The sequence below is a fragment of the Anderseniella sp. Alg231-50 genome, from assembly GCF_900149695.1.
GTDB lineage: Bacteria > Pseudomonadota > Alphaproteobacteria > Rhizobiales > Aestuariivirgaceae > Anderseniella.
Window position 1 is genome coordinate 519,037 of record NZ_LT703003.1, and the last position, 21,705, is coordinate 540,741.

Sequence of the window (21,705 nt, forward strand, 5' to 3'; positions counted from 1 at the left end):
GACGGCTCCTAACTCGAAATCAAGACCTCAGGCCGAACCCGTATCATGCCGATAGGGATGTCACAATTGTGGTGCTGCGGGAGACCCAAACTCCGCCTGCAGACCGTGCCTGAGAAACAGCTGTCCGGACCGCGTTATTGGTTGCTTAACCCTGATTTTTAGGACCGGGTTAAGCATGAATTCAACAAAGCCGCCGAAACCGGTTAATTAAAAATTGAATTTACCTCTTAACAAATGATTCAGCCCAATGTGTCCGGGAATTTGGCAGTCATGGCAGCTTGTCCATGAACGTTGATGACTACAAGGGAACGGCGCAAAATGCCCACGCAAACCAGCACAAAAAACCCGTCTCGGGTGATCGAGACCATCTTCGTCGGCGCTGCCATGAAGCAGGTGAGTGATGCAATCATGGAAGACGATGTGCCGGTGCGCGCGCGTCACATGCGGTCAATCGATGACCTGCTCATGTACATAGAAAACAATGATGTCGAGTGCGCAGTGGTCGATCAGTCCCTGCCGACGGAAAGTCGCGGCCTGAAACTGGTTCTGCTGGCAGGTGTCAAGACGGTGAAGCACCTGATCGTTGTCGCCCCACAGGCCAGCCGAGCTGAAATCGAAACCATTGACGGCGTGCATCAGGTGCTGTCCAGCCCGGCAACGTCGCAGCAGGTGATAGATGCCGTCCTTGAGCGCGCGAAAGTCCCCGCGCCCGTCAGCCTGCCCGTCGCGGCCATGATCAACATTCTTGCACCACCTGTTGTCGCAGCTGAAACAGGTTCATACGACATTGGCGCGAAGCTATCCGGATACCGCAGTGGGTTGCAGGAAATCGCCGACGGAATCCGCCGCAAATCCCTGCACCACTACTGGACCCAGCTGACGGGGCGTTTTGTCACGCGACCGGTCATAGCGGCTGCAGCCTCAGCCTTCCTGTGCCTGGGCACCATCAGTGCCGTATCACTGGCATCGGGCAGTTTCATAGCGCCGGTCAAAGCCACCAGCCAGCACACCCTGGCGGCCAGCGAGCAAGCCGCGGCTTCGCCTGCAAGCGCTGCTCCCGGCGAGGTCTGGGAACAGGCTGATCAACTGACGCCGTCACTCCATCAAAGCATGCCTGCGCTGGCAGCGGCCGAACTGAGCAGGCTCGATGCCAGGTTTCGACTGCTGGTTTCCAGGCGGACGATTGATCTGGAGATTTCGAAACAACAGAAACTCAAGCAACAGTTTCTGGCTCACATCGCGCACCTGAAATCGATCACCGCGGAACTAAAGGCCGCAGGCGACCACTCCTCTCAAGCGACCGGTGCAGAGTCTTCCCTGTCTGCTCACACCCGTGCCGCGGTGCTGGAAGCCGAACTGGCGCTGCAGGATTTGGAAGTCGGAAAGATCGACACCTTCCTGGCTCATCTCAATCTGCTGAAATCCGGGATCGGCCTGCCGAAGGGCGACAGCCAGATACTGGTGACCAGCTCTGCGGAGTAAAAAACGCTGCCGCGACCAGAAACGTCGCTTGCCGTCTTGTCGCCACCACACCGGTCTGCTAGCCTTTGCTCAAGACGATGCCTTTTTGGCTTGAACGGAAAATCCTTTTACGTCTGCTGACCCAATTCAGGAGCAGATGAGGATTATCGTCAGACGACCGGATAATAGCGCTGGAAATTGCGCCTACCGGCCTGTGACGCCTGATAGCCTGCCATCGTTGATGTGAACCGTATGGGCAGGAAGGCAAGTCACGAGATGAAATTTTACCAGACAGCAATTTTCCTTGGCGGGCTAGTCACCATGGCAAGCCCTGCAAACGCACATCTTGGCCATGTTGGTGAGCTTGCCGGCCACGGTCACCTTGCCGGTATCGCAGCACTTGGCGCCGCTGCAGCCATTGCCGCTGCCCTGGCCGCCCGCAAACTGAAACAGAAGCGGAAGCCGAAACGGGAAGAGACCGAGGAGGCTTCATCATGAGCAAGGTCGGCGTCATGATCTGCGGTCACGGTTCGCGCAGCCAGGCAGCAGTGGACGAGTTTGCCGTGCTTGCCGAAAAACTGCCCGACTACCTGCCGCCGGACTGGCCGGTCGAATACGGTTATCTGGAATTTGCCAACCCGCTGATACGAGACGGCCTCGACAGCCTGCGTGAACAAGGGTGCGATCACATTCTGGCGGTGCCCGGCATGCTGTTTGCCGCCATGCACGCCAAGAACGACATTCCGTCCGTACTGAATACCTATGGCGCGACCCACGACCTCAAGGTCCAGTATGGCCGCGAGCTGGGTGTTGATCCGAAGATGATCCTTGCCGCCTCGGAGAGGGTTCAGGAGGCGGTCGACAAGGCCAATGCCGACAATGGCGACGTACCGCTGTCGGAGACCTGCCTGGTTGTGATCGGACGCGGGGCGTCGGACCCGGATGCCAACTCCAATGTCTCCAAGATTGCCCGTATATTGTGGGAAGGCATGGGGTTCGGCTGGTGCGAGGTCGGGTATTCGGGTGTTACCTTCCCGCTGGTCGAACCGTGCCTGGAACATGCTGCAAAGCTCGGTTACAAGCGCATCGTGGTGTTTCCGTATTTCCTGTTCACCGGCATTCTGATCGACCGCATCTACGGCTTCACCGATCTGGTGGCCAAGGCAAATCCGACCATTGATTTCGTCAAGGCAGGGTACCTGAATGACCACCCGCAGGTCCTGGCAACCTTTGCCGAACGGGTGACGGAAATTCTCGAAGGCCAGAACGTCATGAACTGCGCATTGTGCAAGTATCGTGCACAGGTTCTGGGTTTTGAAGCCGAAGTCGGCATGCCGCAGGAAAGCCATCACCATCATGTCGAAGGCCAGGGCGCATCCGCACCGGGTTCCAACGTGGCCGACTGCAAGCTGTGTGACACGTTCTGCACCGGTGCCTGCCGGCTGGATGGCGCGCATGATCACCACCACCATCACGACCATGATCATTCGCATGATCACTCGCACGATCATGACCATGATCACCATCATCCGCCCTACCCCCATGCCACCCATCCGCATGGGCCAGAAAGTGTGCGCAAGCACATGAAGCAGGACGACAAGTGATCTATGAACGCGAACCGTCGAAAATCTATGACCTGAGTTTCCAGACCGTCCGGTCGGAAGCGCAGCTGGGACGGTTTTCTGCAGACACTGCCGACCTGGTGGTGAGGCTGATCCATGCCTGCGGCATGACAGACATAGCAGAAGACATTGCCTGTACGGCCGATTGCGTTGAAGCCGGCCGGACGGCGCTTGCATCAGGCGCGTCCATTCTGTGCGACGTGGAAATGGTTGCCAGCGGCATTATCCGGCGAGGACTGGCCGCGCAAGCGAACATCGTCAGCACCATCGGCCATCCGGAGACCGCAGCAATTGCACAGCGCATCGGCAACACACGGTCTGCCGCTGCCGTCGAGCTGTGGCAAGAGCATCTGGGCGGCAGCGTAGTCGCCATCGGCAACGCGCCGACAGCCCTGTTTCACCTGCTTGAACTGCTCGATCAGGGCTGGCCGAAACCGGCTGTCATCCTGGCGTTTCCGGTAGGTTTCATCGGAGCTGCGGAAAGCAAGGCCGAGCTTGCCGCCAACCCGCGCGGCGTGCCGTTCATCACACTCAGCGGCAGGCGTGGCGGATCAGCCATGGCATCGGCTGCCGTAAACGCCCTGTCGCTTGGTCTGGCCGGAGACGGCCGATGAGCAAGGCGTGGCTGAACATAGTCGGCATCGGTGAAGACGGATTTGCAGGCCTGTCGGGCGCAGCGCAGGCAGCGGTGAAACGCGCCGATGTCCTGATTGGCGGGGCCCGTCATCATGCCCTTACCGAAGCAGTGCAGGCCGAGCGCCTGACGTGGCCAAGCCCGTTTGATGCCATGATCGAGCAGATCGAAAAACGCCGGACCAAGCAGGTCTGCGTGCTGGTTACGGGTGACCCTGCCTGGTATTCGGCAGGTATAAAAATCGCATCGCATTTCACGGCAGATGATGTGTGCATCCACCCGCATGTTTCGGCCTTCCAGCTGGCGGCCGCCCGCATGGGCTGGGCGTTGCAGGACGCTGTTAAGCTGACCGAGCATGGCCGGCCGCTGCAGAGCGTCGGTCCTGCTGTCACACCGGGTGCAAAACTTATCGTGCTGACGCAGGATGCCGAAACGCCGGAGCAACTATCCAAATTGCTGGTGCAACTCGGCTTTGGGCACTCCCGGATCACGGCCCTGTCGCACATGGGTGGACCGAATGAGGCCCGGATTGAAGGCAGCGCAGCAGACTGGTCAGGCAGACCGGCGGATTTTCATACGCTGTGTATCGAATGCGTCGCCGATACCGGCACAAAGGTTTTGCCGCGCGGCCCGGGCCTGCCGGATGATGTTTTCGAGCACGACGGCAAGATGACCAAGTCTGAAATCCGGGCCGTCACCCTGTCGCGGCTGGCACCGCGGTCCGGTGAACTGTTGTGGGACATCGGCTGCGGTTGCGGATCAGTGGCGATCGAGTGGATGCGAACGGCAGACCGGTCCCGGGCCGTTGGGCTCGAACCGCATGATGACCGGCGAGCCATGGCGCAACGCAATGCGATCAGGCTCGGGGTGCCGGACCTGCACCTGATCGATGCCCTGGCACCCGACGGTCTGGCCGGACTTGATGCACCCGATGCTGTTTTCATCGGCGGCGGGTTGAGCAGCAAAACTGTTGATGCCTGTCTGTCGGTGTTGAAACCACATGGCCGGATGGTTGCAAATGCCGTCACGCTGGAAAGCGAGCAGGTTCTGACAGCCTGCCATGACCGTCACGGCGGCAGCCTGATCCGCCTTTCCGTGGCCCGGGCAGAGCCGGTCGGCAGCTTTCACGGCTGGAAACCGTTCATGCCGGTAACGCAATGGAGCATGACCAGATGAGCGGCACCTTGTATGGCATCGGGCTTGGTCCCGGCGACCCGGAACTGATGACGCTCAAGGCGCACCGGCTGATCACGTCGGCAAATGTCGTGGCCTATCCAGCCCCTGATACCGGCGACAGCTTTGCCCGGTCCATCGCCGCACAGTCGATAAGCGACGAAGCGATCGAAATCCCTATCGTGATCCCGATGCGGGTCGAGCGGTTTCCCGCCCAGACCGTCTATGACGAGGCGGCTGCTGCCATCAGCAAGCACCTTGATGACGGCACCGATGTCGTGGTCCTGTGTGAGGGCGACCCGTTCTTCTACGGTTCGTTCATGTACCTGTTCGGACGGCTGGCGGAACGCCACAAGACCGAGATCGTGCCGGGCGTCACATCGATGACGGCATGCGCCGGGATGGCCGCGCGGCCCTTGTGCGCGCGCAACGAAATCCTGACCGTGATCCCGGCACCGGTCGATGAGGCCTTGCTGCGCGACCGGTTGCAGGCGTCAGGTGCAGCGGTCATCATGAAAGTCGGCCGGCACCTGGCCAAGGTCCGCAAGATCATTGACGAGCTCGGCCTTACAGGCCGCGCCATGTATGTCTCGCATGCCTCCTTGCCGCAGCAAACCGTGACAGCCCTGGAAAACGCGCCCGACAAGGCGCCCTATTTCTCGATGATCCTGATTGGTGGAACGGACCCTTATGCAAAATCCTGATCCAATAGTGGTGTTTTTCACACCCTCGGCGGAAACCACGGCCCGCAAGATTGCCGATGCGCTGGGAGCACAGCTGCATGGCCGCAACCCTGCCGGGACAACCGATGCGGCCATTGAAGACGTGGGCCCGCACCTGCGCGCGCTGTTTGCAGCCGGACACGCCATCATCGGCGTGTGTGCCGCCGGTATTCTCATTCGCAGCATTGGCTCGCTGGTATCGGACAAATGGCATGAACCGCCGGTTGTCGCCGTGGCGGAAGACGGGTCGAGCGCAGTGCCGTTGCTTGGCGGTCACCATGGTGCAAACCGGCTGGCGCTTGCGATAGCCGACACCCTCGGCGGCCATGCTGCCCTTACCACGGCAGGCGACGTGCGCCTCGGTGTGGCACTCGACAACCCGCCGGAGGGCTGGCGCCTGGAAAACCCGCTTGATGCCAAACGGGCCATGGCCGGGCTGCTGGCAAGCAAGCCTGCAAGGCTTTCAGGAGCGGCGGACTGGTTGGCGTCCATTTCAAATCTGGAGACGGTAGATGCCTTTCCAGCACCCGATGCCGACGCACCAATTGTGCTGGAAGTCGAAGGATGCGAAGCCCTGACCTATCGCCGGCAGTGCCTGGCACTCGGTGTCGGGTGTGCCCGCGGGTGCGACCCGGACGAGATGATCGCACTGGTGCACAAGACATTGAGCGATGCGGGCCGGTCGCCTCATGAGGTGGCAGGTGTCTGGTCCATTGACGTGAAAGCCGACGAGGCTGCGGTTCATGTGCTGGCAGGCAATCTCGGTGTTGCCGCCAATTTCTATTCGGCCACCGATCTGGAGGCGCAAAGCCCACGGCTGGCCAATCCGTCAGACTTGGTTTTTGCTGAAGTCGGATGCCATGGCGTGGCGGAAGGCGCCGCGCTGGCGGCGGCAGGCAAATCCTCCGGCCTGCTGATCGAGAAGGCAAAAACCGCGAATGCCACCTGCGCCGCGGCTCTCATCGTTGACGAGGCGTTGCCATCTCGGGTGCGCGGATCGCTGTCGGTCATCGGCATCGGCCCGGGCGCTGCAGACTGGCGTACGCCGGAAGCCTCACGGTTGGTCGCACAGGCTGATGAGCTGGTTGGCTATGGACTTTACATCGACCTGCTCGGACCGCTTGCCGCCGGCAAGCCGCGCCAGGACTTCCCGCTGGGCGGAGAGGAAGACCGCTGCCGCTATGCGCTTGAACGCGCCGGGGAAGGCAAGCATGTCGCCCTGATCTGTTCCGGCGATGCCGGCATCTACGCCATGGGTGCGCTGGTCATGGAGCTGATGGACCGGGCAGAAAATGACGGCGGCGTAACGGATGCCGCAAAGCGGGTGGCAATCACCAATGCGCCGGGCATATCGGCCCTGCAGGCAGCATCCGCACGCGCCGGTGCCATATTGGGTCACGACTTCTGCACCATCTCCCTGTCGGACCTGCTGACGCCGCGCGACGATATCATCAAGCGGCTCAATGCGGCTGCACAGGGAGATTTCGTCATCGCTTTCTACAACCCGGTTTCCATGAAACGACGCACGCTGCTGGCGGAAGCCAGGGACATTCTGTTGCAGCACCGGCCCACGGATACACCGGTGCTGCTGGCCAGCAATCTCGGACGCCCGGACGAGGCGCTGAAACAGCGGACACTGGCGACACTTGAAGTCGACGAGGTCGACATGCTGACCGTCGTGCTGGTCGGATCGTCGAACACCAAAGCCTTCAAGACAGGCGATCATGGCGCCGGAGCCGCCGGCACCCGCATGTACACCCCGCGCGGTTATGCGAAACGCATTGACGCCAAAGAAAGCAAAGCATCATGAAAGTCTATTTCATTGGAGCAGGCCCCGGCGATCCGGACCTGATTACCGTCAAGGGCCGCCGCATCATTGAGGCCTGCAAGGTGTGCCTGTATGCCGGTTCGCTGGTGCCTGAAGCGGTTGTGGCGTGCGCACCGCAGGACGCGCTGGTGCGTGACACCGCACCGATGACACTGGATGACATCATCGCCGAAATGCTGACCGCGAAAGAGCGCAATGAAGACGTGGCGCGCGTGCATTCCGGTGACCCGTCGCTGTACGGGGCCATTGCCGAACAGATCAGGCGCCTGAAAGACCATGACATCGACTATGAAATTGTTCCCGGCGTGTCAGCCTATGCAGCCGCTGCTGCCGCCATGGGACAGGAGTTGACCATACCGGAAGTCTCGCAAACCGTCATCCTCACCCGGACCGCCATGAAATCGTCGGCCATGCCGGAAGGCGAGGACCTGGCGACGCTGGGACGCACCGGCGCAACGCTGGCCATCCACCTGTCAGTGCGCAATATCCGTGAGATCGAACGCCAGCTGATCCCGCTTTACGGCGCGGATTGCCCGGCGGTGGTGGCCTACCGGGTCGGCTGGCCGGACCAGCATTTCATCCGCGGCACGCTGAGCGACATCTGGGAAAAGGTGCGCGACGCCAAGATCACCCGCACCGCACTGATCTTCGTCGGCAGGGCACTGGGCGAAACCGACTTCCGCGACAGTGCGCTTTATGACGGCGCACACGCCCATGTGCTGCGCCCGGTCAGGACACGGGCCAAGGCCCCTAAGAAGAAGCTGGCGCAATAATATGCGCGAATGAGCCGGATACCGAACCCGACCTCAATCCCATCGGCGCGAGTTTCTCGCCGAAGGCATCTGCGGCCTCGAACAGGCGGTCTGCACCGGCTTCGCTGACAACGGTGGAGTAGTGAAACTCGTGCCCCATCAAGGGGGTGTCCCAGGGCCCACCGGCCAGGGGCGTAAAGCGGCGATAGCCGAGGTTCAGCCTGCGGGTCGCAAAGGATGTCTCGACCGGCAGCAATCCCAGCATTTCGTGTGACTTCCCGTCAGCATCGATGATGGCATTGCCCAGTACCATATAGCCGCCGCACTCACCGTAAACCGGTTTGCATGATTGTGCAGCAGCATGCAGTCCGGTCTTGAACCGCGACGCTTTGCCGAGAACTTCACCGTGCAATTCCGGATAGCCGCCGGGCAGAAATACCGCGTCTGCGTCAGGCGCAGGTGGCTCGTCGGCCAGTGGCGAGAAGAATGACAGTTCCGCACCCTGTGCCCGCCAGCCCTGCAACAGATGCGGATAGGCGAATGAAAAGGCGATGTCACGGGCAATGGCCATGCGCTGGCCCAGTGGCGGCAACGGCGCTGCGCTGCCCGGTTTTGCCAGGGATGTTGCGGCGGCAATCAGTGCATCCAGATCGACACTGTTGCCGACAATACCGGCGGCGTTCTCCAGAAACGCTTCAAGATCGCCATGCTCGCCTGCCTGCACCAGTCCCAGGTGCCGCTCCGGCATGGCGAGCGAGGCATGACGGGCAATCGCGCCGAGTACCGGCACACCGGTTTCAGCCAGGGCCGTGCGCGCCATGATCTCGTGGCGCGGTGAACCGACCCGGTTGAGAATGACACCGGCCACCGGCAGATCCGGGCGCAATGCGCGCAGTCCCGCAACCGGCAGCGCTGCGGAATGACCCTGCCGGGCAACATCGAGCACCAGCACCAGCGGCAGGCGGAGTGTGAGCGCCAGGTCGGCAACCGAGCCTGACCCTGCTGGCCCGGCTCCATCCATCACTCCCATGGCCCCTTCAACGATCAGCAACTCACCCGGTTGCCCGGCGGCCTGGTGTGTCAACTGTTCCGCCGGCATGGCCCAGGCGTCCAGATTGACTGAGGGATGGCCACAGGCAGCTTCATGAAATTTCGGATCTATATAGTCCGGGCCCGACTTGGCACCGGCAACGGCGAGGCCGCGATTTTTCAGGGCGCGCAACAAGGCAAGCGTCAGCAGGGTCTTGCCGGAACCGGATGCCGGGGCGGCAATCACCAGCCCGCGGGCAGACATCAGGACGCGTCTTCCAGAAGATTGCGACCGGTAGCAAGCGGGTCCAGCGAACGCGGCTGATGGCCTGCAAGTTGCGCGGCCCAGTCCAGTGTCTGGCGCAACAGGGCGACACGGCCGACGCAGACAATAGCGGGCGGTTCAACGCCGTGTTCGACGATGTCGGCAGGTGCAGCGGACAGGCTGGTCTCCAGCACGTTCATGGTCGGCAAGGTGGCATTGGAGACCACCGCGACCGGTTCGGACGGATCACGGCCTGCCTCAATCAGATTGCCGCAGATCTGGCCGATATGCTTGATCGCCATATACATGACGATGACCGGGGAGCCCTTGGCAATGGCGGCCCAGTCTATGGCGGATGGCGTCAACCCGGTCTGGTCGTGGCCGGTAAGGAATGTCACCGCCTGGTTTACATCGCGATGGGTTGCCGGAATGCCGGCATAAGCCAACCCGCCGATCCCGGCAGATATTCCCGGCGTGATGCGAATGGCAATACCTGCCTGCACAAGTGTCTGGGCTTCCTCGCCGCCGCGTCCGAAAACAAACGGGTCGCCGCCCTTGAGACGCAGCACCCGTTTTCCGGCACGCGCAAGCTCAATCAGCCGCAGCGAGATGTTGCGCTGCTTGGGCGACGGCTTGCCACCGCGTTTACCGGCATACTCGATTTTACTGTCGGGCTTGCGCCAGTCGAGGATGCGTTCGTCGACCAGTGCGTCATAGACAATGACATCAGCCTGCTGCAACGCGTTGAGACCATGCAGCGTCATCAGGCCCGGATCTCCGGGACCGGCCCCGACCAGCCAGACAAGGCCGGGTGAAAACACCGGCCAGTCGCCCTCGGGCAGTTTGGGTATATGAGCTACATTGGTTGTCATGTTGTTGAAACTACACGCATTGATCGCTATTGGCGAGACAGGAAACGACAGGTTTGCTACGCTGGCGTCACTAGCCTCCAACCAGGTCAGCATATCCCGCGACAGCACCGCTCTGAAATGCGAAATCTGACCCCCGGGTGCGATCAGCTGGAATAGTGGTTTTGATTTCAACGCAACCTGAAACGGTTTACGCTGGCGCAGAATGAGCAGAAAACCCGACACAGAGTTGCGCACAGGATTTACCACCGGGGCATGTGCAACCGCTGCCGCCAAGGCGGCCACCTCTGCACTGTTCGGGGCAGGTTTTCCAAACCCGGTGAGCATCACCCTGCCGCGCGGGCAAACACCGTCGTTCGAGCTGGCGGACACCGCAGCAGGTGACGGCTGGGCACGCGCGAGTGTGCAGAAAGATGCAGGAGATGATCCTGATGTCACACATGGTGCCGTGATCATTGCTACCGTGCGTCGCGGCCAGCGCGACAGCGGTATTCGCTTCAAGGCTGGTGACGGCGTCGGCATGGTGACGATGCCCGGCCTGCCGATAGCGCCGGGAGAACCGGCCATCAACCCGGTACCGCGCCGGATGATCACCGATCACGTCAGCGAAGTTGCAAACGACCATGGTGTTGCGGCTGATCTGGAAATCGAAGTGTCTGTACCCGGCGGACGCGAACTGGCGCTCAAGACCTGGAACCCGAGGCTGGGCATTGAAGGCGGCATATCAATTCTGGGCACCACCGGTATCGTCCGGCCGTTTTCGTGCGCAGCCTGGATTGCCTCGATACACCGCGGCATCGACGTGGCCCGCGCCAATGATGTGAGCCATGCAATCGGGTCAACCGGCGCGACCTCGGAACGGGTGGCGCAAGCCCTGTTCGCAGCGCCCGATCATGCCATGCTCGATATGGGCGATTTTGCCGGCGGCCTTTTGAAATACCTGAAAGTGCACCCGGTGCCGCGCCTGACCATTGCCGGCGGGTTTGGCAAACTGACCAAGCTGGCCCAGGGTGCACTGGACCTGCACTCTTCGCGTTCGCAGGTGGATTTCAATGCGTTGGCGGCGCTGGCCGACAATGACGAGATCAAGACTGCCAATACGGCCATGCAGGCCTTGCAAATCGCCGGGCCGGAACTGGCCGCCCGGGTGGCTGCGGGTGCCCGGCATAGCGCGCTGGCCGCTTTGAAAGGTGCAACAGTCGACGTAGATGTGCTGATAATAGACCGTGATGGCAAGCCCCTGGCCAGTGCCGATTCCGGCGGAGAACGCACGTTGTGAGCAAGCCGTTTCGCATCCTGTTGCTGGCCGGCACCTTCGAGGCGCGCCAGCTTGCAGAGCAGTTGAGCAAAACCGGGAACCTTAAGGTGATTGCGTCGCTGGCCGGTGCGACACAAGACCCGAAACCCTACCCTGTTGAAACCAGAACAGGCGGATTCGGCGGTGCTGAAGGTCTTGCGCGCTACATAGATGAGCAGGGTTTTGACCTGATCCTGAATGCATCCCACCCATTCGCCCGAGTCATGTGTGCCAATGCCGCCAATGCCGCCATGAAAACCCGGCGCCCGCTATTGCGACTGTTGCGCGATCCCTGGCGGCCCGCGGACGGCGACCAGTGGCTGGATGTTGCTGACATGGCTGACGCCGTTGCGGCTGTGCCCGATAATGCGCGGGTTCTGTTTGCGACAGGACGCGGGTCGGTGGAGCAGATTGCGGCGGCGAATCCAGGCCATCGCCTGTGGGGGGCAATTCGGCTGATTGATCAATCAAATCAACAGTTTCCGTTGCAACATGGCGAGTTCATCCTGGCCCGACCACCGTTTCCGCTCGAGGAAGAACTTGACCTGATGCGGCGGTTTAAAATCTCGCATCTCGTGACCAAGAATGCCGGCGGTTGTTCGGGAAGGGCAAAGCTCCAGGCGGCACGCGAACTGGGTGTAAAAGTGATCGCGATCAGACGGCCCCGACAGCCTGACGGGCAGGTCACCGCGGCCACGGTGCAGGACCTGATGGCAATGGTTTTTGACATCATGTCGCAAAGCGAGCCTGACAAGGCGTAATGGCTGCTTGACACCAAAGCCCGGTGCCGTGCAATCATACATTCAGAGGTTCCTGATTGTCCGGTGTTGAACATCGGCGAATGGGATGAAAAGGGAATACGCGATGAACCGACCCAAACAGGGGGTTCAAAAACGTAGCCGCCCCCGCGACTGTAGACGGTGAACGATCATCCGTTGCCACTGTGATGCAGGCCAGCTAAGGCCAGTGACACGGGAAGGTGGATGAAACTGTGATGACCCGTCAGCCAGGAGACCTGCCTCTGATGCCGGCAAACGCCGGTTGAGAAACGTGAAACGGGCGGGGTGCTCCCGTGTCGCGACGTCGGCAGGCAACTGATCCGGCGCGAGGCCAGCGCACTCCTCTGCCATGGAAGAATATGGAGAGGACGACTTTTATGATCCAACTGAAACATGTCCGAAACGGACTGACCGCACTGGCTGTAACTGCTATGACAGCGAGCCCGGCACTAGCCCACCACCCGCTCGGTGGCGGCACGCCTGAGACATTCGCGCACGGTGTCCTGTCCGGTATCGGCCATCCGATGCTGGGTATCGACCATTTCGCCTTTATTGTTGCGATGGCATTTGCCGCCGTGGCCATGGGCCGGCTGACAACGGCGCCGCTGGCATTCCTGGCAGCGTCGATGATCGGGGTATTGTTCACCTATAACGGCATCGCCGTTCCGATGATTGAACTGATGGTGGCAGGTTCCGCGACACTGATCGGCGCCATCGTGCTGTCAGGCCGCCAGCTCTCCATGCCGGTTGCCCTCGGCCTGTTTGCCGCGGCCGGGCTGTTCCATGGCGCAGCCTATGGCGGCGCCATCGTTGGTGCGGAAAGCACGCCTCTGCTGGCCTATCTCGGTGGCCTGCTCATCACCCAGTATGCAATTGCCTACGGTGCCGGTACCGTGGCGAAGCTGTTCTGGGATGGCGCAAATGCCGCTTCCGTCAGCCTGCGGGTTGCAGGTGGTGTTGCCGCCGGTGTCGGTTTTACCTTCCTGTTTGAAAACATTGAAGGAATGATCTTCCCCGGTGTTGCCTGAACGAGCGCGCCTTCGGCGTTTCAGCCAGACCGCTTTTGATCGGGCGCTGCCTTGCGCAAAACAGGGCAGCGCCTTTTTCAAACCCTCAGCAACCAGAGACAACAAACCATGGTTCAAAAGATCCCCGCTACTGTTGTGACCGGCTTTCTCGGTGCCGGCAAAACAACGCTGATCCGCCATATGCTGGCAAATGCAAACGGCAAGCGCATCGCGCTGATCATCAACGAATTTGGTGATCTGGGCGTTGACGGCGAAATCCTGAAAGGTTGCGGTATCGAAAACTGCCGCGAGGATGACGTGGTTGAACTGTCGAACGGCTGCATTTGCTGCACGGTTGCAGAAGACTTCATCCCGACCATGCAGAAACTGATCGAGCGCGAAGACGCTCCCGACCATATTGTAATCGAAACCTCCGGCCTGGCCCTGCCGCAACCGCTTGTGCGCGCCTTCAACTGGCCCGACATTCGCACACGGGTAACGGTGGACGGCGTGGTAACGGTTGTCGACGGCCCGGCAACCGCAGCAGGACAGTTTGCCCATGACCTGGCCGCGGTGGACCGCCAGCGCGAAGCCGATGACGGCCTCGACCACGAGACGCCGCTGAGCGAACTGTTTGAAGACCAGTTGGCCTGCGCCGACATGATCGTCGTCAACAAGGCCGACATTCTTGGCGAAACCGGTGCAAGCGATGTGTCCGGCAAGCTGAAAACCAAATTGCGCGCCGGCGTACAGGTATTGCAGGCCAGCCACGGTGTGATTGACCCTAAAGTGCTGCTGGGTCTCGGTATCGGCGCCGAGGACGACCTGGAGGCCCGGCATGAGGTCCACCATCATCACCATCACGATGATGACCACGACGATCGTGAAGGGGATCATGACGATCACCACGAACATGAGCATGGCCATGACGAGTTCGACAGCTTCGTTGTCAGCCTGCCGGAAATCGGCGAGGTGGATGGTTTCCTGACCCGGGTTCAGGACGCCATTTCAGCTCACGGCGTGCTGCGGCTAAAGGGGTTTGCGGCGGTGCCGGGCAAGCCCATGCGAATGGTCATACAGGCCGTGGGTCCGCGCATTGACACGCATTTCGACCGAGCATTCGCAGATGATGAGGCTCGCGCCACGCGGCTTGTGGTGATCGGACAGCACGGGCTGGATCAGGCAGCCATTACATCGGCGCTGGAGACCGCGGCAGGGGCCTGAGCCGATGCATCTTCTCGCCGCGCGTCCGGGCGACATAACCGACGGTACCGAACCGGTTGATCCCGACCAGAGCCCGGCGGACGTGATTTTCATTTCCGCAGCCGACACCGAACTTGCCGCACTGTCCCAGGCGCGCGCCGGGCTCGGTGAAGACGCTCCAGCTCTGAGACTGGCGCAGCTGGGCTGGCTGAAGCACCCCTATTCCGTCGACCTGTATCTCGACAAGACCGCGACGAAATCCCGGCTGGTCATAGCCCGCCTGCTCGGTGGCCGTGCGTACTGGACTTACGGGCTTGACGAATTCGCCACCCGCCTGAAGCAGGCAGGCGTGTTGTTTGCGGCATTGCCCGGAGACGACAAGCCCGATGAAACCCTGCGGTCTGTTTCGACCGTTTCCGATGAGGACTGGGCGGCGTTATGGTCCTACATGGTTGAAGGTGGCCCGGAAAACGCCGGCAACCTGTTGCGTCTCACCCGTCATATGCTGGATGGTGAAGAGCGTCCTCCGGCTGCCAGCCCGTTGCTCAGGGCGGGCCATTACTGGCCCGGTACGGCCCAGGCCGACCAGCAAACCGTGGCGGCCAACTGGGTTGCGGAGGCACCTGTCGCAACAATCGTGTTTTACAGGGCGCTGGTGCAGGGCGGCGGGCTGGACCCGGTCGACCGGATGATCGAAGCGCTGCAGGCGCGCGGCCTGAACCCGAACCCGGTGTTTGTCGCCTCCCTGAAAGATCCGGTTTCCGCCGCCACGCTTGGCGGTATCCTTGATGCATCACCACCGGATGTGGTGATCAACGCCACCAGCTTTGCCGTGTCCTCGCCTGATCCCGGCAACTGGCGTGACGAGCGCGTCGCAACGGTGCTTGATGCACCGGGCGTGCCGGTTCTGCAGGCGGTGCTGGCGGCGCATTCGCATGAGGCGTGGGCTGACGGCACAACCGGCCTGACCGCCCGCGACATAGCCATGAACGTGGCACTGCCCGAAGTCGATGGCCGGCTACTGTCGCGCGCCATCAGCTTCAAGGATGAAGATTACCGCGATGAGGCTTGCGAATGTGCCATCGCCACGCACCGGGCCCTGCCTGACAGGGTTGAATTCGTTGCCGACATGGCCGCGCGCTGGGCGCGCCTGAAAAACAAGCCGGCTGCAGACCGCAAGGTGGCGATCATCCTGGCCAACTACCCCAACAAAGACGGCAGGCTGGCCAATGGCGTCGGGCTGGACACCCCGCAAGGCACGATTACCGTGCTGTCTGCCCTGAAGGCGGCGGGATACCTGGTGGACGGCGAGCCGGAAACCTCCGATGAGCTGATGCAGGCAATTCTGGCTGGACCGACCAACTGGCTCACCGACCGGGCCCAGCGAAACGGCGGCGAGCGATTGTCACCGGAGACCTATCAGGCTCACTACACCCTGCTGCCGGAAGATGTCCGGAATCGCATTGAATCCCGTTGGGGCAAGCCCGAAGATGATCCGTTCTTCGGTGACGGCGGGTTTGCGCTGGCCATCCACCGGTTTGGCCATGTGGCCATCGGCGTGCAGCCGGCGCGCGGATACAATATCGACCCGGAAGAAACCTATCACAGCCCCGACCTGGTGCCGCCGCACAATTACCTGGCGTTTTATTTCTGGTTGCGCGGCGAGACATTTGACTCAGACGTCATGGTTCACATGGGCAAGCACGGCAATCTGGAATGGCTGCCGGGCAAGGCAACCGCGCTGTCACAATCCTGCCTGCCCGAAGCCGTTCTGGGTCCTGTCCCAAACCTTTATCCGTTCATCGTCAATGATCCCGGCGAAGGTACGCAAGCCAAGCGCCGAACCCAGGCCGTCATCATCGATCACCTGACGCCGCCACTGACCCGGGCGGAAACCTATGGTCCGCTGCGTGATCTGGAAGCGCTGGTGGATGAGTACTACGAAGCCGCGGGTGTCGACCCGCGACGTATCGGTTACCTGCGCGATGAAATTCTGTCGCTGACACAGGTAACCGGCCTTGACGTGGATGCCGGCATGGCCGATTCCGATGACTCAGATGCCCGGCTGCAGAAGCTGGACACGTATCTGTGCGAGCTGAAGGAAAGCCAGATCAGGGACGGGCTGCATGTGTTTGGCGCAGCACCCGACGGACGGCTTGAAACCGACCTTGTCATTGCGCTGACCCGCATTCCGCGCGGTGACGGATCCGGCGGCAATGCCTCGCTGATCAGGGCGCTGGCAACCGACCTTGAACTACAGGACGGGTTTGATCCGCTGGACAGCGAGATGGGCAGTTCGTGGACCGGGAAACAACCGGATGTGCTCGCTGCGCTGAGCACAGATACATGGCGCACCGCAGGAGATACTGTTGAACGGCTGGAACTGCTGGCGGCACAGCTGGTATCAGGTGGCATGGAATTGCCGGCAGGAATGCCCGCCACCAAAGATGTCCTTGACGAGATAGATGACCGCATCCGCCCGGCGGTTCGCGCCTGTGGAACACGGGAGCTTGGCGGCCTGCTGACCGGCCTGAATGGCAGTTTTGTGCCACCGGGGCCTTCCGGTGCGCCGACGCGCGGGCGGCTCGACGTCCTGCCCACCGGGCGAAATTTCTTCTCCATGGACGCTCGTGCGCTGCCGACCCGGGCTGCCTGGGAACTGGGCCGCAAATCTGCCGACCTGCTGGTGGAACGCCATGTGCAGGATCATGGCGACTGGCCGCGGGCCATGGCGGTGACGGCTTGGGGTACCGCCAACATGCGCACCGGCGGTGATGACATCGCCCAGGCGCTGGCCCTGATGGGGGTGAAACCGAAATGGGATTCAGCTTCCACCCGGGTGACCGGTTTCGAGGTCATGCCGCTGGCGCAACTCGGTCGACCGCGGGTCGATGTAACCTTGCGGGTTTCCGGTTTCTTCCGCGACGCCTTTCCGGCCCAGCTTGAACTGGTCGACAGCGCCGCGCGCGCCGTTATGACACTGAGCGACGAGGCCGCCGACGATAATCCGGCATCGATACGATACCATCAGGAGTGCAAAGCTCAAACCGCCTCCGGAGCCAGCCAATCCGACGCTGCACTCAAGGCGGGGGCGCGGGTGTTCGGATCCAAGCCAGGCGCCTACGGCGCCGGTCTGCAGGCCATGATCGACGAGAAGCTCTGGGCAGAGCGTGCAGACCTGGGCGACGCCTACCTTGAATGGGGCGGTTATGCCTATGGCCAGAATGCCGGCGGACGGGCGGCACATGAAGAATTTGCAACCCGCCTGTCCCGGGTGGAGGCCGTTGTGCAGAACCAGGACAACCGGGAACACGACGTGCTGGATTCCGATGACTACTACCAGTTCGAAGGCGGCATGAGTGCGGCAGTCGAAAAACTGAGCGGACAGGCACCGGCAATCTACCACAATGACCATTCCCGCCCTGAACGCCCGGTGGTGCGCACCCTGGATGAAGAAATCGGGCGTGTGGTACGATCGCGTGCGGTCAACCCGAAATGGATAGAAGGGGTGAAACGGCACGGTTACAAGGGCGCCTTCGAAATGGCCGCGACGGTTGACTACCTGTTCGCCTTTGCCGCCACCACCGGCGCGGTTCGCCCGCATCATTTCGACCTTGTGCACGAGGCCTATCTTGAAGACGATGCAACAAGGGAATTCATCGAGGCCCATAACCCGGCCGCCCTGCGAGAAATCGCACAACGTTTGAGCGAGGCCATGGAGCGGGGCATGTGGACGCCGAAGTCCAACTCGGCACGCGGCCTGATAGAACAATTGCAAAGCGGAGAACAGAGATGACCGACGACGTTGAAAAGCACAATGCCAAGATGTTCAAGAAGAAGGTGGCCCGTGACAAGATCATGGCCACAAAGACCGAGGAAAAGGGCCTGGTGATTGTCCATACGGGCAAGGGCAAGGGCAAGTCATCCGCCGCATTCGGCATGATTTTCAGGTGCATAGCCCACGACATGCCGTGTGCCGTGGTGCAGTTCATAAAGGGAGGCATGTCCACCGGTGAGCGCGACCTGATCCTGTCGTCCTTCGCCGACAAATGCCAGTTTCATACCATGGGCGAAGGCTTTACCTGGGAAACCCAGGATAAGTCCCGGGACATTGAAATGGCCCAGGCAGCCTGGGCCAAGGCGAAAGAGCTTATTGCGGATGACAATATCCGCATGGTGCTGCTTGACGAGATCAACATCGCGTTGCGCTATGACTATATCGACGTCAATGAAGTGGTTGCGTTTCTGGCCGAGCACAAGCCCGAGATGAGCCACGTGGTGTGCACCGGGCGCAACGCCAAGGAGGAGCTGATTGAAGCGGCCGACCTGGTGACCGAGATGGAACTGATCAAGCACCCGTTCCGGTCCGGCGTGAAGGCCCAGGCCGGCGTCGAGTTTTAAAGGCACAACAGCGTCATGGCCTCCAGCCTGATGATCCAGGGAGCCGGCTCCAATGTGGGCAAGTCCATGCTCGTGGCAGGGCTGGCACGAGCCCTGACGCGGCGCGGGCTGAAGGTGTTGCCGTTCAAGCCGCAGAACATGTCTAACAATGCCGCGGTCACCACCGACGGCGGTGAGATCGGGCGGGCGCAGGCGCTGCAGGCGCTCGCCTGCAATGTCGAACCGGTCATCGACATGAACCCGGTACTGCTGAAACCTGAAACCGAAACCGGCGCCCAGGTGGTGGTGCACGGCAAACGGCTGACTACTGTGAAAGCGCGCGACTATGCCAGCCTGAAGCCGCAGCTCATGGATGCGGTGCTGAGCAGTTTCAACCGGTTGCAGGCGCAAGCAGACATTGTGCTGGTGGAAGGCGCAGGCAGCCCGGCAGAAGTCAACCTGCGCGCCGGCGACATCGCAAACATGGGGTTCGCGCGCGCGGCAGACGTGCCCGTCATCCTGACCGGTGACATCGACCGGGGCGGTGTGATCGCACAGCTTGTCGGCACGCAACATGTAATCGATCCTGAAGATGCTGCTATGATCACCGGGTTTCTGGTTAATAAGTTTCGAGGCGATACATCATTGTTTGGTGATGGCTATGAACTGATTGAACAGCAGACCGGGTGGACGGGCTACGGGGTTATTCCCTGGTTTGGCGATGCCCATAAATTGCCGGCGGAAGATGCCCTCGATATTGGCGGCACGTCAGGCACCGGCGATTTCAAGGTGGTGTGCCCGGTTTTGTCGAGGATTGCCAATTTTGACGACCTTGACCCGCTCAAGGCGACACCCGGCGTGAGTGTGGAAATGGTAAGGGCCGGAAACGCACTGCCGGGCGACGCCGACCTGATCATCCTGCCGGGGTCTAAATCAACCCGCGGCGATCTTGAGTTTCTGCGCCAGCAAGGCTGGGACATTGACATCGCAGCCCACGTCAGGCGCGGCGGCCATGTATTGGGCCTGTGCGGCGGTTACCAGATGCTGGGCCGCACGATTGCTGATCCCGACGGCATCGAAGGCGCTGCCGGTATCACGCCGGGCCTCGACCTGCTGGATGTGGAAACCACAATGATCCCGGACAAGACGCTGACACGGATTACGGCAAAACACATTGCCAGCAATTGCGACGTCACCGGCTACGAAATCCATATCGGCCGCACCGACGGCCCGGACAGGGTCAGGCCGATGCTCGAGATTGACGGCCGGACCGAAGGCGCGATGTCGGCCGACGGCCGCATCATGGGCAGCTACGTGCACGGTATCTTCGGTTCCGACGATTTCAGGACCGGCTTTGTAAACGGCCTTGGCGCAGCTACCGGCGTATCATCCTACGATAAAAGCATCGACACGATACTCAATAACCTGGCGGAACATCTTGAAGCTCACGCAAATATTGATGGCCTGCTTGACGTTGCGCGCAAGCATAGTCGGGGCGCATCTTCATAATCCGAACCGGCAACTTGAGATTTTGGCGATACCTGTTTTTTGAAGGCAAAACCGGCGCAGTCTCCTGGAAGCCACATCAATCCATCATTATGCGTATCAAATGGAAGCTGCCCATGCTAGGAACCAGTCATGAGATGGCAAGCCCTCCCGGTACGGCCCCTAAGCGCGATCAGCCACAATGCTCCCGGATATATACCAGCGCATCAAATCCAGATGCCCGTTCACGGACCGCGGCGACACGGTGTGGTCATATGCCGCCTTTCGGCAAATCCATGGCCGCTGGCCGAGGCTCAGGTCGGTTCCCGGTTTCAATGACGGCCTGTTGCGCGTCAAACTGCACGAACGCGATAATCAGTTGCGGCACCGGGTAACAGACAAGGAGTTCGCCAAGACCTATTTTGCCGAGCGTCTTGGAGAAACATATGTTGTCCCGACCATTGGCGTCATCCATGACGAGAACGAGCTTCACGACTGGCCGTTTCCCGATCAATGCATGATCAAGCCAACGGATGCGTCGGGCCCGTACATGCCGCGTCACAATGGCGAGCCGCTCGATCACAAAGTGCTAATGAGCTTCTTTCACCAAAACCACTATCGCTGGACCAGGGAGAAATTTTACAAGCACCTGCAGCCCAAGATCATCGTGGAAGAGTTTATAGACTTCAATGGCTCCGGCTTGCCGCCGGACCTGAAGCTGTTCTGCTTCTTCGGAAAGGTCAAAATCATCCAATGGGACCGCAGGGACGGTCCGGACGGGTTGGTAAAGCGGTGGTACACGCCGGACTGGAAGCCCCTGAATTTTGTCATCAGGGGACCCTTGATGCCGGTTGTCAAACGCCCGGTCAACCTGTCGGACCTGATCACTGCCGCCGAGATTCTTGCTGCGGACTTCAGTTCTGTCCGCGTGGATCTTTATTCAGACGGAAGCCGGATTTTGATTGGTGAGCTTACCCACGTTGATGGCAACGCAACCGGACCGTTCTTTCCTGATCCAAGTGCCGAGCTCAAACTCGGACGCCTGTTCACCGATCCCGGCGTGACCGTTGAGGACCTGACCGCCGCCTAGGCACAGGGCATCGGAAACAAACCCGATTATTGCCGCAAACTCGCAGTTTTTCGCCCATACATCCGACCGGATGTCATGCACACTTTCACTCCATATTGCGATTTTCCCG

18 protein-coding genes and 1 riboswitch are annotated in these 21,705 nt (G+C 60.8%); of the genes, 16 read left to right on the forward strand and 2 right to left on the reverse strand.

The window, feature by feature from the left end; all coding sequences use genetic code 11:
• Nucleotides 1-318: 318 nt before the first annotated feature.
• The 8 genes from DHN55_RS02565 to cobM all read left to right on the forward strand — a co-directional run bounded on the left by DHN55_RS02565 (nt 319) and on the right by cobM (nt 8,213).
• Nucleotides 319-1,482: a hypothetical protein gene (locus tag DHN55_RS02565; RefSeq protein ID WP_108879823.1), complete on the forward strand. Its 1,164-nt coding sequence runs from the start codon at nt 319-321 to the stop codon at nt 1,480-1,482.
• A gap of 255 nt (nt 1,483-1,737) precedes the next feature.
• On the forward strand, nt 1,738-1,959 hold the full coding sequence (locus DHN55_RS02570) for a DUF6732 family protein (protein ID WP_108879824.1): 222 nt from the start codon (nt 1,738-1,740) through the stop codon (nt 1,957-1,959).
• Nucleotides 1,956-3,065, forward strand: coding sequence for a CbiX/SirB N-terminal domain-containing protein (locus DHN55_RS02575; protein WP_108879825.1), 1,110 nt, complete (start codon nt 1,956-1,958; stop codon nt 3,063-3,065). Before DHN55_RS02570 ends, DHN55_RS02575 begins: the two co-directional genes overlap by 4 nt.
• The gene (locus DHN55_RS02580; RefSeq protein ID WP_108879826.1) at nt 3,062-3,697 is read left to right on the forward strand and encodes a precorrin-8X methylmutase; all 636 of its coding nucleotides are present in this window, start codon (nt 3,062-3,064) and stop codon (nt 3,695-3,697) included. Before DHN55_RS02575 ends, DHN55_RS02580 begins: the two co-directional genes overlap by 4 nt.
• The gene (gene cbiE, locus DHN55_RS02585; RefSeq protein WP_108879827.1) at nt 3,694-4,893 is read left to right on the forward strand and encodes a precorrin-6y C5,15-methyltransferase (decarboxylating) subunit CbiE; all 1,200 of its coding nucleotides are present in this window, start codon (nt 3,694-3,696) and stop codon (nt 4,891-4,893) included. Before DHN55_RS02580 ends, cbiE begins: the two co-directional genes overlap by 4 nt.
• A complete protein-coding gene (cobI, locus tag DHN55_RS02590) occupies nt 4,890-5,594 on the forward strand; it encodes a precorrin-2 C(20)-methyltransferase (protein ID WP_108881669.1) in 705 nt (234 codons plus the stop codon). The genes cbiE and cobI overlap by 4 nt, the downstream gene beginning before the upstream one ends.
• Nucleotides 5,581-7,422, forward strand: coding sequence for a precorrin-3B C(17)-methyltransferase (cobJ, locus tag DHN55_RS02595; protein WP_108879828.1), 1,842 nt, complete (start codon nt 5,581-5,583; stop codon nt 7,420-7,422). The genes cobI and cobJ overlap by 14 nt, the downstream gene beginning before the upstream one ends.
• Entirely contained in the window at nt 7,419-8,213 is a 795-nt protein-coding gene (gene cobM / locus DHN55_RS02600) for a precorrin-4 C(11)-methyltransferase (RefSeq protein WP_108879829.1), read from the forward strand. The genes cobJ and cobM overlap by 4 nt, the downstream gene beginning before the upstream one ends.
• On the opposite strand, the gene DHN55_RS02605 is transcribed toward cobM, so the two are convergent.
• Together DHN55_RS02605 and cobA are read right to left on the reverse strand one after the other, a co-directional pair.
• A complete protein-coding gene (locus DHN55_RS02605) occupies nt 8,191-9,486 on the reverse strand; it encodes a cobyrinate a,c-diamide synthase (protein ID WP_108879830.1) in 1,296 nt (431 codons plus the stop codon). The genes cobM and DHN55_RS02605 overlap by 23 nt on opposite strands.
• Nucleotides 9,486-10,358: a uroporphyrinogen-III C-methyltransferase gene (cobA, locus tag DHN55_RS02610; RefSeq protein ID WP_108881670.1), complete on the reverse strand. Its 873-nt coding sequence runs from the start codon at nt 10,356-10,358 to the stop codon at nt 9,486-9,488. Before cobA ends, DHN55_RS02605 begins: the two co-directional genes overlap by 1 nt.
• Nucleotides 10,359-10,560: 202 nt before the next feature.
• Between cobA and DHN55_RS02615 the strand changes: the two genes are divergently transcribed.
• The 8 genes from DHN55_RS02615 to DHN55_RS02650 all read left to right on the forward strand — a co-directional run bounded on the left by DHN55_RS02615 (nt 10,561) and on the right by DHN55_RS02650 (nt 21,596).
• Nucleotides 10,561-11,634, forward strand: coding sequence for a cobalt-precorrin-5B (C(1))-methyltransferase (locus DHN55_RS02615; protein WP_108879831.1), 1,074 nt, complete (start codon nt 10,561-10,563; stop codon nt 11,632-11,634).
• Nucleotides 11,631-12,413 (forward strand): cobalt-precorrin-6A reductase, encoded by a 783-nt coding sequence (locus tag DHN55_RS02620; RefSeq protein ID WP_108879832.1) that lies wholly within the window; start codon nt 11,631-11,633, stop codon nt 12,411-12,413. The genes DHN55_RS02615 and DHN55_RS02620 overlap by 4 nt, the downstream gene beginning before the upstream one ends.
• A 29-nt stretch (nt 12,414-12,442) precedes the next feature.
• Nucleotides 12,443-12,689, forward strand: a riboswitch (cobalamin riboswitch).
• Nucleotides 12,690-12,808: 119 nt separating this feature from the next.
• Nucleotides 12,809-13,459: a HupE/UreJ family protein gene (locus DHN55_RS02625; RefSeq protein WP_108879833.1), complete on the forward strand. Its 651-nt coding sequence runs from the start codon at nt 12,809-12,811 to the stop codon at nt 13,457-13,459.
• 108 nt (nt 13,460-13,567) lie between these two features.
• Nucleotides 13,568-14,662, forward strand: a complete 1,095-nt coding sequence (cobW, locus tag DHN55_RS02630) for a cobalamin biosynthesis protein CobW (RefSeq protein WP_108879834.1) — start codon at nt 13,568-13,570, stop codon at nt 14,660-14,662.
• 4 nt (nt 14,663-14,666) lie between these two features.
• Nucleotides 14,667-18,437: a cobaltochelatase subunit CobN gene (cobN, locus tag DHN55_RS02635; protein ID WP_108879835.1), complete on the forward strand. Its 3,771-nt coding sequence runs from the start codon at nt 14,667-14,669 to the stop codon at nt 18,435-18,437.
• On the forward strand, nt 18,434-19,042 hold the full coding sequence (gene cobO / locus DHN55_RS02640; protein WP_108879836.1) for a cob(I)yrinic acid a,c-diamide adenosyltransferase: 609 nt from the start codon (nt 18,434-18,436) through the stop codon (nt 19,040-19,042). Before cobN ends, cobO begins: the two co-directional genes overlap by 4 nt.
• 15 nt (nt 19,043-19,057) lie before the next feature.
• Complete coding sequence (locus tag DHN55_RS02645; protein WP_108879837.1) at nt 19,058-20,530, forward strand: cobyric acid synthase; 1,473 nt, start codon at nt 19,058-19,060, stop codon at nt 20,528-20,530.
• 178 nt (nt 20,531-20,708) lie between these two features.
• Nucleotides 20,709-21,596 carry an ATP-grasp fold amidoligase family protein gene (locus DHN55_RS02650; protein ID WP_108879838.1) on the forward strand — a complete coding sequence of 296 codons (888 nt, stop codon included), beginning with the start codon at nt 20,709-20,711 and terminating at the stop codon, nt 21,594-21,596.
• The last annotated feature ends 109 nt before the right edge of the window (nt 21,597-21,705 follow it).